This window comes from Cupriavidus sp. 2SB, assembly GCF_005503625.1.
GTDB lineage: Bacteria > Pseudomonadota > Gammaproteobacteria > Burkholderiales > Burkholderiaceae > Cupriavidus.
Genome location: NZ_SCMX01000039.1, coordinates 18,154 through 31,013, shown reverse-complemented (window position 1 = coordinate 31,013; position 12,860 = coordinate 18,154). Strand labels below are relative to the sequence as shown.

11 protein-coding genes are annotated in these 12,860 nt (G+C 64.7%); 1 reads left to right on the top strand and 10 read right to left on the bottom strand.

Features of this window, described 5'->3' with window-relative positions:
* Positions 1 to 22: 22 nt before the first annotated feature.
* From FFS21_RS18415 to FFS21_RS18390, 6 genes are all read right to left on the bottom strand, one after another.
* On the bottom strand, positions 23 to 748 hold the full coding sequence (locus FFS21_RS18415; protein ID WP_137926221.1) for an ABC transporter ATP-binding protein: 726 nt from the start codon (positions 746 to 748) through the stop codon (positions 23 to 25).
* 1 nt (position 749) lies between these two features.
* Complete coding sequence (locus tag FFS21_RS18410) at positions 750 to 1,523, bottom strand: ABC transporter ATP-binding protein (protein ID WP_137926220.1); 774 nt, start codon at positions 1,521 to 1,523, stop codon at positions 750 to 752.
* A 331-nt stretch (positions 1,524 to 1,854) separates the two neighbouring features.
* Positions 1,855 to 3,522 (bottom strand): GMC family oxidoreductase, encoded by a 1,668-nt coding sequence (locus FFS21_RS18405; protein WP_137926219.1) that lies wholly within the window; start codon positions 3,520 to 3,522, stop codon positions 1,855 to 1,857.
* Positions 3,523 to 3,610: 88 nt separating this feature from the next.
* A complete protein-coding gene (locus tag FFS21_RS18400) occupies positions 3,611 to 4,462 on the bottom strand; it encodes an alpha/beta hydrolase (protein ID WP_137926218.1) in 852 nt (283 codons plus the stop codon).
* Between the two features lie 197 nt (positions 4,463 to 4,659).
* The gene (cueR, locus tag FFS21_RS18395; protein WP_137926217.1) at positions 4,660 to 5,061 is read right to left on the bottom strand and encodes a Cu(I)-responsive transcriptional regulator; all 402 of its coding nucleotides are present in this window, start codon (positions 5,059 to 5,061) and stop codon (positions 4,660 to 4,662) included.
* Complete coding sequence (locus FFS21_RS18390) at positions 5,058 to 7,484, bottom strand: heavy metal translocating P-type ATPase (protein WP_137926216.1); 2,427 nt, start codon at positions 7,482 to 7,484, stop codon at positions 5,058 to 5,060. The genes cueR and FFS21_RS18390 overlap by 4 nt, the downstream gene beginning before the upstream one ends.
* Positions 7,485 to 7,670: 186 nt before the next feature.
* Here FFS21_RS18390 and FFS21_RS18385 point away from each other — a divergent pair, with 186 nt between their 5' ends.
* Entirely contained in the window at positions 7,671 to 7,871 is a 201-nt protein-coding gene (locus FFS21_RS18385; RefSeq protein ID WP_137926215.1) for a heavy-metal-associated domain-containing protein, read from the top strand.
* A 55-nt stretch (positions 7,872 to 7,926) separates the two neighbouring features.
* Here the strand turns inward: FFS21_RS18385 and FFS21_RS18380 are convergent, their stop codons facing one another.
* From FFS21_RS18380 to FFS21_RS18365, 4 genes are all read right to left on the bottom strand, one after another.
* Complete coding sequence (locus tag FFS21_RS18380) at positions 7,927 to 8,655, bottom strand: OmpW/AlkL family protein (protein WP_137926214.1); 729 nt, start codon at positions 8,653 to 8,655, stop codon at positions 7,927 to 7,929.
* A gap of 225 nt (positions 8,656 to 8,880) precedes the next feature.
* Complete coding sequence (locus tag FFS21_RS18375; protein ID WP_137926213.1) at positions 8,881 to 9,852, bottom strand: delta(1)-pyrroline-2-carboxylate reductase family protein; 972 nt, start codon at positions 9,850 to 9,852, stop codon at positions 8,881 to 8,883.
* A gap of 63 nt (positions 9,853 to 9,915) precedes the next feature.
* Positions 9,916 to 12,138, bottom strand: coding sequence for a penicillin-binding protein 1C (pbpC, locus tag FFS21_RS18370; protein WP_137926212.1), 2,223 nt, complete (start codon positions 12,136 to 12,138; stop codon positions 9,916 to 9,918).
* Position 12,139: 1 nt separating this feature from the next.
* Positions 12,140 to 12,859 carry a lysoplasmalogenase gene (locus FFS21_RS18365; protein WP_502705183.1) on the bottom strand — a complete coding sequence of 240 codons (720 nt, stop codon included), beginning with the start codon at positions 12,857 to 12,859 and terminating at the stop codon, positions 12,140 to 12,142.
* Position 12,860 lies beyond the last annotated feature (1 nt).

Genomic DNA, 12,860 nt, shown 5'->3' with positions numbered 1-12,860 from the left:
CTTCACCGGGCGGTGTTGCGAATCAGACCCCAAGCAGTTCATTGAGCACCGGCATCTTGGCCTGCAGCTCATTGGCCGCAAAGCGCTCGACGATGGTGCCGTGCTCCATCACGTAGAAGCGGTCGGCCAGCGGCGCAGCAAAGCGGAAGTTCTGCTCCACCATCACCACCGTGTAGCCCTTCTTCTTGAGCATCAGGATCATGCGCGCCAGTGCCTGCACGATGACCGGCGCCAGCCCTTCCGAGATTTCATCGAGCAGCAGCAGGTTTGCGCCGGTGCGCAGGATGCGGCCGACGGCCAGCATCTGCTGCTCGCCACCGGAAAGACGCGTGCCCTGGCTCTGCTTGCGTTCCTTCAGGTTCGGGAACATCTCGTAGATCTCGGCCTCGCTCATGCCCTGGCTGGATCCTTTCAGCACCGGGGGCAGCAGCAGGTTTTCTTCGCACGAGAGCGACGAGAAAATCGCGCGCTCTTCGGGGCAATAGCCAATGCCGTAGTGCGCAATCTTGTGCGTGGGCAGGTTGATGGTTTCCTTGCCATCGACCTTGATCGATCCCTTGCGTGCGCCGGTCAGCCCCATGATCGCGCGCATGGTGGTGGTGCGGCCTGCGCCATTGCGGCCCAGCAGCGTTACCACTTCGCCACGATTCACAGTGAGGTCCACACCATGCAGGATGTGCGATTCGCCGTACCAGGCGTGCAGGTCCTTGATCTCAAGCGCGGGAACGTTGGATGCGTTCGTGGACATATCAGTGCGCTCCCTGCAGTTCGGCGTCGGCGGTGCCCATGTAGGCTTCCATCACGCGCGGGTCCTTCGACACTTCGGCGTACGGACCTTCGGCCAGAATCGCGCCACGCTGCAGCACCGTGATCTTGTCGGCAATCGACGAGACCACGTTCATGTTGTGTTCCACCATCAGGATGGTGCGGCCAGCCGATACCTTCTTGATCAGTTGCGTCACGCGATCCACGTCCTCGTGGCCCATGCCCTGCGTCGGCTCGTCGAGCAGCATCAGCTCGGGTTCCATCGCCAGCGTGGTAGCGATCTCCAGCGCGCGCTTGCGGCCGTAAGGCAGGTTGACGGTGACGGTCTCCGCGAATTCGGTGAGACCGACCTGATCGAGCAAGTCCATCGCACGTGCATCGAGCACATCGAGCGAGCGCTCGCTGCGCCAGAACTGGAACGCGGTGCCGAGTTGACGCTGCAACCCGATGCGCACGTTCTCGCGCACGGTCAGGTGCGGGAACACGGCGGAAATCTGGAACGAGCGAATCACGCCGCGCCGCGCAATCTGTGCGGGCTTCTCGCGCGTGATGTCGATACCGTTGAAAAGAATGGTGCCCGTGGTGGGCTCCAGGAACTTGGTGAGCAGGTTGAAGCAGGTGGTCTTGCCCGCGCCGTTCGGCCCGATCAATGCATGGATCGAGCCGCGACGTACGCGCAGATTGACGTCGCTCACTGCGGTGAACCCCTTGAATTCCTTCGTGAGGTTCTTTGTTTCCAGGATGATTTCCTGAGTCATAGTCTCCTGCCCGCCCTCTTGCTACGATGCCGGGTTGTGCCCGGCAACTGACAATGGTTCGAACTCCGGCGCTGTCGCCATATTTGCCGCGTTGTAGTGGTTGTGATGAACGGCGCGGCTGCCGTAGATAACGATGCGCCAAGTGAAGACTCAGGCACCGTATACCGGCAACTATTGTGTGCGCCTGCTGCGTCGCAAAACATCGGGGTTTGCACTAGGCGTAATACATTCGCCACGTGGCGCATAGGCGACGTGCGGCCCTGTACCGACGCCGCATGCGGGGCTGCCGCCCATACGACGCCGTGTATCGTGGAAGACCCTTATAGGGCGGCTACGCCGAAACCGGGGTGACGATTTCCGGCGAAATTGCTGCGCCGCTCGCACGCGCCTTGCGATCCGCGCGAATCATCTCGCTGGCACGCTCCGCGATCATGATCGTCGGGGAGTTGGTGTTGCCCGATGTGATGAGCGGCATGACGGAGGCATCGACCACGCGCAGCCCCGCAATACCGCGCACGCGGAGCCGGTTATCCACCACGGCGGCGGGATCGTCAGCGGCGCCCATGCGGCACGTACCCACTGGATGGAAGATCGTCGTGCCGATGGCGCCAGCGGCTTCGGCCAGTTGCTCGTCGGTCTGGAACGCGGGACCGGGCAGCCACTCCTGCGGCTTGTAAGGCGCCAGCGCGGGCGATGCCACGATGCGGCGCGTGAGCCGGATCGAATCGGCCGCCACCTTGCGATCTTCGTCGGTGGAGAGATAGTTGGGTGCGATGCGCGGTGCGCGCCGGAAATCGGCGTCCTCGATATGCACGCTACCGCGCGACGTGGGACGCAGGTTACACACGCTCGCGGTGAAGGCGTTGAAGGCATGCAGCGGATCACCGAACTTGTCGAGCGACAGCGGCTGCACGTGGTACTCCACATTGGCGCGCGCCTGGCTGTCGTCGCTGCGCGCGAACGCGCCCAATTGCGACGGCGCCATGCTCATCGGCCCGCTCTGGTTGAAGGCATATTGCAGGCCGATGCCGAGCTTGCCCCACCACTTCGACGCCTGCGTGTTGAGCGTGCGCACGCCATCCACCTTGATGACCGTGCGCAGTTGCAGGTGATCCTGCAGGTTCTCGCCCACGCCCGGCAAGGCATGGCGCACGCGGATGCCCAGCGCCTGCAGGCGCTCCGGCTGGCCGATGCCGGACAACTCCAGCAGTTGCGGCGAATTCACGGCCCCAGCGGCCAGGATCACTTCCTCGGTCGCTTGCGCCTCCGCCGGCTTGCCACCGCCCAGGTATTGAACGCCTGTGCAACGACGGCCATCGGGGGTATCGAACGTCAGCGCACTGACCTGCGCGCCGGTCACGATGGTCAGGTTGGGCCGCTCGGATGCCTTGCGCAGGAATGCCTTGGCCGTGTTCCAGCGGATGCCGCGACGCTGGTTCACCTCGAAATAGCCCACGCCGAAGTTGTCACCGCGATTGAAATCGTCGGTGCGCGGAATGCCCGCCTGCTCGGCGGCATCGATGAATCGTTCGAGGATGTCCCAGTGCAGCCGTTGCCCCTCCACGCGCCATTCACCACCCGCGCCATGGAATTCGTTGGCCCCCCGATGATGATCCTCGCTGCGCTTGAACAGCGGGAGCACGTTCTCCCAGCGCCAGCCGTCATCGCCGGTGAGGCTGGCCCATGCGTCGTAGTCTTCGCGCTGGCCGCGCATGTAGATCATGCCGTTGATCGACGAGGAGCCGCCCAGCACACGCCCGCGCGGATAGCCCAGCGACCGGCCGTTCAGGCCCGCCTCTTCCGCCGTGCGATACAGCCAGTCTGTACGTGGATTGCCGATGCAGTAGAGATAGCCGACCGGAATATGGATCCAGTGATAGTCATCCTTGCCGCCTGCTTCGAGCAGCAGCACCTTCACGCCTGGGTCCTGCGTCAGGCGGTTGGCCAGCACGCAGCCGGCGGAACCGGCCCCCACGATGATGTAGTCGTACGTCTCCATGTCCCCTTGCATCCTTGCAGGCCCTGAGGGCCGTGGCTGTCATTGTCGGAATGCCGGAGATCATCGCACGACTTTCACCGCGCGGGCGTCAGGGCTTTACCGGAACCTCCAGGTGGCGGCCCAGCCATTCGTCCAATGCGGCGAATACCTCGCCACGCAACGGCTGCGTCTCGTTGAAGATCTCGTGGTAGCCGGTATCGAACCAGTGCATCTCCGCAACCCCTTCCGGAATGCCGTCGAAGAACGTGCGGCTGCCCTGCGGATCGACAATGGTGTCCGCGCCGCCGACGAGCATCAGCGTGGGGACTTCGAGCCGCCCTGCATCGCCCTGCGCCTGCGCCATGCCGCGCAGGAACGATTCGAGCACACTGGCGCTGATGGTGCCCTGCACAAGCGGATCGTTACGGTAGTCGCGGACGACTTCGGCGTCATGCGACAGCATGCGTGCATCGATGGGATTCGGCACGCGCATACGCGGCGCCAGTGCCAGCAGCACGCGCTGCAGCGTCAGCATGGTGTTTGACAGCTTCAGTGCGAGCGCGGGTGACGAGAGGATCAGCGCACGAATCGGGCGCACACGCGCCGTGGCGAACTGCGCCGCGACGAGTCCACCCATGCTGTGGCCGAGCACCATCGGCAGCTCATGCCACTGGCGCTCGGCGGCATCGTAGATTTCTGCCAGGTCATCGACGTAGGCCGTGGGGCCGGGGACCACCATGCGCGGACCGCCACTGGCACCGTGCCCACGGTGGTCGTAGGCACGTACGCGCAAGCCCCTTTCGCATAACGCAGCCGCAACGTGGTCATAGCGCCCGCTGTGTTCGGCCAGGCCGTGGACGAGCAGGACGGTGCCGAGAGGTTCTGCGGTAGCGGGAAGCCATGTACGGACTAACAGTTCGGTGCCATCGCGCATGCGTTGGCGGGATTGGGTGGCGGTCATGCGTGGGTCTCCCGAATTGTTTTTTGATCTTTTGTTTTGCTCCCCTCTCCCGCGCAGTGGGAGAGGGGTTGGGGGAGAGGGCTGGAGGTTCTGCTTGCCTACCACCTCGAAATTTGAACCGCTTGCCCTCTCCCCCGCCCCTCTCCCGCAAGGCGGGAGAGGGGAGAAAACCAATAGCGAGAGATACTCAACCTTCCCTACCCATGACACCCCGCCCTTTCCATATCCGACAAAATCGGACAATCCGGCCTGTCATCACCGGAACACGCTTCCGCCAAAGACTTCAACGTATCCCGCATCGCAGCCAGCTCGGAGATCCTGACTTCGAGATCCGCCACGTGCTTCAACGTCAGCGCTTTCACATCGGCGCTGGCCCGTCCGCGATCGTGCCAGAGCGATAGCAGTCCGCGGATCTCGTCGAGCGAGAAGCCGAGATTACGGGCGCGGCGCACGAAGCGCAAGGTGTGCACGGCGCGTTCGTCGTAGCGGCGATACCCGCCATCGCTACGCGGCGGCGCATCGACCAGGCCGATAGACTCATAGTGCCGGATCATCTTCGCCGACACGCCGGATGCCTGCGCGGCTTCGCCAATATTCATCGCGATGTCTCCTTGTCGATCTCCGGATGCCAGCGGCGCAGCAGCAGCGCATTGCCCACCACACTGACGCTTGAGAACGCCATCGCCGCGCCTGCCACCACGGGATTCAGCAGCCCCGCCGCAGCCAGCGGAATGCCCACCACGTTATAGACGAAAGCCCAGAACAGGTTCTGACGGATCTTGCGTACGGTGCGATGCGAAAGCGACAGTGCATCGGCCACCAGCGACGGGTCGCCACGCATCACCGTGATACCGGCTGCATGCATCGCGACATCGGTGCCCGTGGACATTGCCACACCGACATCGGCAGCGGCCAGCGCGGGGGCATCGTTGATGCCGTCACCGACCATCGCCACCACGGCGCCGCCTTGCTTGAGTGCCGCCACACGCGCGGCCTTGTCCTGCGGCAGCACTTCGGCCTGTACTTCATCGAGTCCGAGCAACTCGCCCACACGCGCCGCAGCGCCGGCGTTGTCGCCCGTGAGCATGACGGTGCGAATGCCTGCATCGCGCAATCGTGCGATGGCCGCTGCAGCACCGGGCTTTACAGCATCGCCGAATGCCACGAGTCCGAGCACGCGCGATGCCGCCACGTCGATCAGCCACGACACCGTGCGACCTTGATCGCGCAATCGATCCGCTTGCGCACCGAGCGCACCCGCGTCTGCGTGTAGCGACACACGCAGCCCTTCGCTGCCGAGCTGAAGTGTTTGTCCATCGACCACGCCTGCGATGCCACGTCCCGGCAACGCGTGCACATCGGTGGCAACAGGCACCGCAATGCCGCGCGTACTGGCCATCGCCATCACCGCACGCGCCAGCGGATGTTCGCTACCGCTCTGCAGCGCGGCGAGCTTCGCGAGTACGACCGCGTCATCGCCATCCACAGCATGCAGCGCCACAACCTCGGGCTTGCCGACGGTCAGCGTGCCGGTCTTGTCGAAGGCGACAACAGACACGCGATGCGCCAGTTCCAGCGCCTCCGCATCCTTGATCAGAATGCCTGCGCGCGCACCCGCGCCGGTGCCAGCCATGATCGCGGTTGGCGTGGCCAGACCCAGCGCGCAAGGGCACGCGATGACGAGCACGGCCACCGCGTTGAGCAGCGCGGTGCTCCAGTCATGCGCCACCAGTCCCCACCCGAGCAACGTGGCCAGGGCGATGCCAAGCACCACGGGCACGAAGACCGCGCTGACGCGATCGACGAGTCGCTGGATCGGCGCCTTGGCGGCCTGCGCATGCTCCACCATGCGGATGATCTTCGCGAGTACGGTCTCCGCGCCCACGGCCACGGTACGCGCTATCAGCAGCCCGTCCTGGTTGATGGCGCCGCCTGTGAGCCGATCACCGGTCTGCCGGACGACGGGCACCGGCTCGCCGGTCAGCATCGATTCATCGACGTGGCTGCTGCCTTCGATCACTTCCGCATCGACGGGAATCCGTTCACCGGGCCGCACCACGATATCGTCGCCCACGCGTACCTGCGCCAGCGGCACGGTCTGCTCCACACCGTTGCGACGGACCTGCGCGGTATCGGGACGCAACGCGGCCAGCGCGCGGATTGCCTCGGCGGTCTGGCGCTTGGCGCGCGTCTCCAGCCACTTGCCGAGCCGCACCAGCGTGATGACCACTGCCGCGCTCTCAAAATAGAGATGCGGCATGGTGTCGCCCGCCGTGAACATCTGCCAGAGGGAGAGTCCATAGGCAGCCGATGTACCCAGCGCCACGAGCAGATCCATGTTGCCGGCCCCGGCGCGCACCGCCTTGTAGCCGGCCTTGTAGAAGCGCCAGCCGAACACGAACTGCACCGGCGTGGCCAGCAGCCACTGGAACCAACCGGGCAGCATCGCGTGGATGCCGAACCATTCGAGCACCATCGGTGCCACCAGCGGCAACGACAATGCGGCAGAGATCGCCACCGGCCATGGGCCCGACCAGAAGTCCGCGCGCTGCGTCACCGTACCTTGCGCGGCGATGGTTTCCACCACCGGCTGCGCGCCGTAACCCGCGTGCGTCACGGCATCGGCCAGCACGCTGGCATCGGCAGCACCGCGCAGCACGGTCACCGTGGCGCGTTCCGTCGCCAGGTTCACCTGGGCATCGACCACCCCCGGCACGGCGCGCAGCGCGCGTTCTACGCGGCCTACGCACGATGCGCAGGTCATGTCGGCGATATCGAGTGCGATCTCGTCATGCGGCACTTCGTAGCCGGCCGCGCTCACGGCTTGCGCCGCCGCAGCCAGTGCCGCACCGTTGTCGGCCTGGAGGGTGGCCTGCTCCGTGGCGAGGTTCACGGCCACGTCGCGCACACCCGGCACCTTGGCCAAAGCGTTTTCCACGCGCCGCACGCATGACGCGCAAGTCATGCCTTCCACGGGAAGGCGCCATTCGGAGGGGTTCAGGGAGGAAGCTGGCGTGGTCATGGAAGCGGACTCAGGGCATCGGCAATACAGGCACTGTGGACCTTACCACCATTGGAAGGTCAAGGTTTTCACGCAATGCACGCCCGCGTTGCGCTGTCCCTTATCTTCCCCTTGCGCTTCCCACGATGGGAAGGTTCATACTCCAGTCCGAGATCGTTTCTTTCCTCCCCATTTCAAGGAGTTTCCATGATCCAGTTCCAGGTAGAAGGCATGTCCTGCGGCCATTGCGTGAGCGCCATCACCAAGGCCGTGCACGCGGTGGACCCGGCTGCACAGGTCAGCGCCGATGTGCCCACGCAGGCGGTCAAGGTAGAGTCCGCCGCAGACCGATCGGCACTGCAGCAGGCGATCGAAGGTGCGGGCTATCCGGTTAAGAGCGCCGCATAACGTACAAAGGGCACCCCGAGGGGTGCCCTTCTTCACTGCTGGTCCCCGCAGGGGATCAGAAGCGGTAGCCGACGTTCAGGAAGGTCACGATCGGGTCGATCTTGATCTTCGTGTGCGACTCGACCTTGGCGCCGTTGGCCAGCGTGGTCGTGAAGTTAGCCGTCGTGGAGATCGGCACGTACGACACCGACAGACCCACGAACCAGTTATCCGTGACAGCGTAGCTGGCACCGATGTTGAACACCGGATTCCAGGACGACTTGGCCGTGGCGGCCATTGTCGAACCCGGGCCGAATTCGCCCTGAACAAAACTCTGGTTCGTCACGGTCTCGCCCGTGAACCACGTGTAGTTCACACCGATACCGACGTACGGGCGGAATTTCGTCTTGGCATCGAAGAAGTGCCACTTCGCCACGATGGCCGGGCTCCACTGGCGCACCGTGCCGAGCTTGCCGTACTTCTCGTAGCCACGGTCACCGCTCACGTCATGCTTCGGCGGCACACCCAGCACAAACTCGGCCGAGATGTTGTCGGTAAAGAAATGCGACATCGTCAGGCCCAGCGTATCGGCCGAATCGATCGTGGCACCGGTGTTCTGGCGCTGCAGACCACCCGTCGGGCGACCGGCGACGGAATCGATGGTCAGAAATTCGGAATGCCCCTGGGGCATCACCCGCATCCAGCCGAAGCTGACGATGTTACTGCCCGCGGACTGGGCCTGTGCGACGCCAGCCAGTGCCATGGCGGCGCCTGCCACCAGCATCTTCTTATAGATCTTTTTCATTGTTCCTCTTGCTCCATCCTCTTTGAATACAACCACTGCTGGGTCGCATTATCCTGCGCGGCCCGCGCAGCCTGTTTCAAACACGGAACGGGATCATAGAAGAAATGCCCTAAAGGCAGGGTTAACCCAAAACAGCGGGTGACCAATTAGGAGTTTTCCGAAAGAAAGCGACGCGTCAGCGCAACGGTTCTGTTTCAAAACTGAGAAACATTACCCACAACATGGCTATTTTGATGAGTCAACGGCGCTGCCCAGCACGCACGCGGCGAGGTCCCACAGCGCATAGCCCACACTCTTGAACACCAGCGGGCTGCCGGCCTTCGTCCGCAGCGCCTCGCCCTGCAGAATCGCAGTCTGGAAGGGCTGCACGTCGTTCCAGTCGATACCGGCCTGCAACAGATCCCCGGCTTCGTCCTCGATCCCGAACAGGGTGTCGGCCAGCAGACGGCCACTGGCTGCGGCGGCATGGCAGAGCTGTGGGGGCAGTTCGCACATGTCGGGGCGGAAAGCGCCGACGCCCGCCACGAAGTGCCGGTCCGTCCAGAGTCCGCTATCGAGATCGGGCAGCACGGCGGTCCGGCTCGATGTCACCGTGACCACCATCGATACGCGCGGCAGCACTGCAGCCACCTCGTCGATCACCTCCGCCTCCACGCCTAGCTCGCGCGCATGGTCGGCCAGTGCCTCTGCTTTGGCCCGTGTCCGAGACTGGAACCACACCTTGCGCACCGGCAGTCCGGAGACGAAGGCTTCGAGGTGCGTCTCGGCCTGCACGCCGGCGCCGACGATCAACAGTTCGCCGTCCGGCACCGGAGCGAATTGTTGCGCAGCCAGCAATGACACCGCAGCGGTGCGGCGACCCGTGACCGTGGGTCCGTCGAGCATGGCGATGCGCTCGCCGGTATGGGCATTGGCGACGAGCACTTCGCCGAGGATCGTCGCGAGTCCGCGCTTTGGATTGTCAGGATGCACCGTGATGTTCTTGGTCATCACCAGGTCGCGGTTGCGCGCCGGCATCACCAGCAGCGTGCCAGCACCGTGCTGTGCATCGCCAATGGGCAGCGCGATGCGTGGTGGCGCCATGGCCGTGCCATCGCGCAACTCGCCAAGCATGGCGGCGATGGCCTGCGCCAGTTCGGGATACGGCAGACGGGCGGCCGTGGCGGCGGCATCGAGCGGCTGGAACGAATGGGTCATCGGAAAGCCTTGCAGGTCACGTCAGGAGGCGAGCATTGTCGCCGACACCAGCGACAGGCAGGTTCAACGCCGCGCAGAGACCTTCTGCGGCACGGCCTCCTTCACGCTGGCACCGCGCACCTCGATGCCGATGTCATGAACGACCTTGCCTGCGGCATCCACCAGTTGTACACGATGCCGTCCCGGCCACGGCAGCCATGCCACCTGCCCGCCGCGGCCCAGGGGCTTGCCATCCATTCGCCAGCTCACCGCATTCGCAGTCTGACCGGTCAGACCATCGGCATGGAACCAGACGCGTTGCGCAGCAGGCGGAATATCCGGATCGAGCGCGAAGATCGTGCCGTCGGCGGGGCTTGCGATGGCTGGCGCGCTCTGCGTCTTGCCCGTGGAGCCCACGCGGATCTGGCTGACTGCCGTCCCCGTCACGAAGACTTCCTCGCGCGCCGGTTCGAGATTGCCGTCGAACGTCAGCGCCACACGCTCCACGCCCGCAGGCATCGTGGGTGCCTGGCTCGGCGTGCTGCCATGCAGGGCCTCCATGACCTCGTGCCAGACCGGCGCCGCACCCGACACACCGGACACGTCATGCATGCTCGCGCCGCTGGCATTGCCCACCCACACGCCCACGGTGTAGCGCTGCGACCAGCCTACCGCCCAGTTGTCGCGCATGTCCTTGCTCGTGCCGGTCTTCACCGCCGTCCAGAAGCGCGTGGTCAGCGGACTATCGAGTCCGAACGTGCGCGCTCGCGCATGGCGATCCGACAGCACATCGCCAATCACGTACGCCGAGGCTGGCGACATCACAGTGCGCGGCGCAGCGACCGTAGTGGACGTCATCCGCGCAGGCGAATACGCCCCCGCATTCGCGAAGCTCCGATAGGCATTGGTCAGCGACAGCAGCGATACATCGGCACTACCTAGCGCGAGGCTATAGCCGTAGTAATCGCCCGACTGCGTCAGCGGCAGACCGAGCGCAACAAGCCGGCGATGAAAGCGATGCGGCGTGACCATGACGAGCGTGCGCACGGCCGGCACGTTCAATGACGCACCAAGCGCCGCGCGCAGGCTCACCCAGCCCGCATAGCGATGATCGTAGTTCTGCGGAATGTAGAGGCCACCGCCTGTGGGCAGATTGACGGGCCGGTCATCGAGCAACGATGCCGCCGTCAGCCTGCGTTCCTCGATGGCCTGCGCATAGAGGAACGGCTTCAACGTGGAACCCGCCTGCCGCAGCGCCGCCGCGTGATCGACCTGCGCCGCCGCCGACAGCGCGCCCGACGATCCCACGTAAGCGAGCACGTCGCCACTGACGTTGTCGATGACGACTACCGCACCGTCCTCGACATTGCGGCCCGACAGTTCACGCAGATGTCGCTCGAGACTGTTCACGGCCACGCGCTGCAAGTTGGCATCGAGCGTGGTGGCGATGCGCGGTGGCAGTGGGTTGCCTGCCGGTGTCATCGCACGGGTTTGCGCGATCACGGCACGCGCCAGGTGCGGCGCAAGATTGCCACGCCGCGTCGCCATGCCGTCGCCAGGCAGGCTAACCGCTTTCGCGAGCATCAGCGCCGTGAAGCCTTCGAGTCCGTCGCACTCGCGCGGCTGCTTCATCTCGCGCAGGATGCCGCACGCGCGCTTCGATACCTGTTGTGCGGAAGCATTGGGGCTGCGCACGAGCGCCACGGCCACCGCCGACTCCCGCGCATCAAGTCCGCTCGGCACCTTGCCGAACAGCGTCTGCGACATCGCCGACAAGCCAACGAGTTCGCCGCGAAACGGTACGAGGTTCAGATAGGCTTCGAGAATCTGGTCCTTGCTCCAGCCGCGCTCCAGCGACGAGGCACTGACCGCCTGCCCCATCTTCTGTCCAAAGCTGCGGCCACGACCCGCGCGCAGATCCTCATCGAGCAGCCCCGCGAGTTGCATCGTCAGGGTGGAGGCGCCACGCGTGCGCGTGTTCCACAGATTGGCCCACGCGGCAGCAGCCACGCCCTGCCAGTCCACGCCGCTGTGCGCATAGAAGCGCCGGTCCTCGGACATCACGATGGCCGTACGCAGCGCTGGCGATGTATCGACCAGCGTGACCCAGTCGCCCCGACGTGCCTTGAAATCGTCGCGCACACGCGCCACGGTTTCTCCATGCCGATCGGTCACGACGATATCGGCGCTGCGCCAGTTGTCGCGTACCTCGCGGAAACCAGGTACGGCGTGGGCCGTAACCGCCGACATCAGCAGGCAGGCCGCAGCCACAAGGCGGATACGAGAGCAGAGGCGCAACTTCAGCATGTCATCTTTGCTCGCCACACTCGCTGCAGACGCTGCGTTCGCGCGGTCCCGATACCAGGCCCGCCACCAGCAACACCTGCGCAATCGCATAGGTCCACCAGATGCCGAGCTGATACGTATCGAATGGCGAGAGGAATTTCGCCATGCCGATCATCGCGTCCGACGCCACAAAGAACAGCGCACCGATCGCAGCCAGCGGCGTGGGCAATCTCGCCATCAGTGCCGAACACGCCATGATCGCGACGATCACGATATAGGCGCTCACGGCCACCCTCAGTTCGCCAAGGTTCGGCCAGAACCGGCCCAGCATCGCACCCGCAGCACCGAGCACGATGCCGCAACCGACCAGTCGATGCGGACGCAGATCTTCGATCAGCGGAATGAAAATCCGCATGTAAGCCATATGCGCCAGCAGGAACGCGCCGAGTCCGCCCAGGAACGAAATCCGCAGCCCCGGTAGCGCCAGCAGCAGATCGCCAAGGGCGGAGAACAGCAGCGCCGTGACGAGCCAGCGCCGCTCCTGCTTCGGCTGATGGAACCACGCCGCGCGCGCCAGCAGCAACGCCATCGCCGCCTTCCATAGCGGCTGATAGGCAATCCTGCCCGTCAACGGCGCGCCGGCCGGCAGGTCCAGCGAGACCTGGAAGAGCAGCAGTCCATAGGTGATGCCGGCCAGTGCGCCCACCAGCCACCATTCACGCACGCGCGGGGGCATCCGCATG

Excerpts from the sequence above, each read along its gene's own strand:
- FFS21_RS18385 (WP_137926215.1), top strand. The coding sequence starts at position 7,671 with ATGATCCAGTTCCAGGTAGAAGGCATGTCCTGCGGCCATTGCGTGAGC.
- FFS21_RS18400 (WP_137926218.1), bottom strand. The coding sequence starts at position 4,462 with ATGACCGCCACCCAATCCCGCCAACGCATGCGCGATGGCACCGAACTG.
- FFS21_RS18380 (WP_137926214.1), bottom strand. The coding sequence starts at position 8,655 with ATGAAAAAGATCTATAAGAAGATGCTGGTGGCAGGCGCCGCCATGGCA.
- cueR (WP_137926217.1), bottom strand. The coding sequence starts at position 5,061 with ATGAATATTGGCGAAGCCGCGCAGGCATCCGGCGTGTCGGCGAAGATG.
- pbpC (WP_137926212.1), bottom strand. The coding sequence starts at position 12,138 with ATGCTGAAGTTGCGCCTCTGCTCTCGTATCCGCCTTGTGGCTGCGGCC.
- FFS21_RS18365 (WP_502705183.1), bottom strand. The coding sequence starts at position 12,859 with ATGCGGATGCCCCCGCGCGTGCGTGAATGGTGGCTGGTGGGCGCACTG.
- FFS21_RS18415 (WP_137926221.1), bottom strand. The coding sequence starts at position 748 with ATGTCCACGAACGCATCCAACGTTCCCGCGCTTGAGATCAAGGACCTG.
- FFS21_RS18410 (WP_137926220.1), bottom strand. The coding sequence starts at position 1,523 with ATGACTCAGGAAATCATCCTGGAAACAAAGAACCTCACGAAGGAATTC.
- FFS21_RS18375 (WP_137926213.1), bottom strand. The coding sequence starts at position 9,852 with ATGACCCATTCGTTCCAGCCGCTCGATGCCGCCGCCACGGCCGCCCGT.
- FFS21_RS18405 (WP_137926219.1), bottom strand. The coding sequence starts at position 3,522 with ATGGAGACGTACGACTACATCATCGTGGGGGCCGGTTCCGCCGGCTGC.
- FFS21_RS18390 (WP_137926216.1), bottom strand. The coding sequence starts at position 7,484 with ATGACCACGCCAGCTTCCTCCCTGAACCCCTCCGAATGGCGCCTTCCC.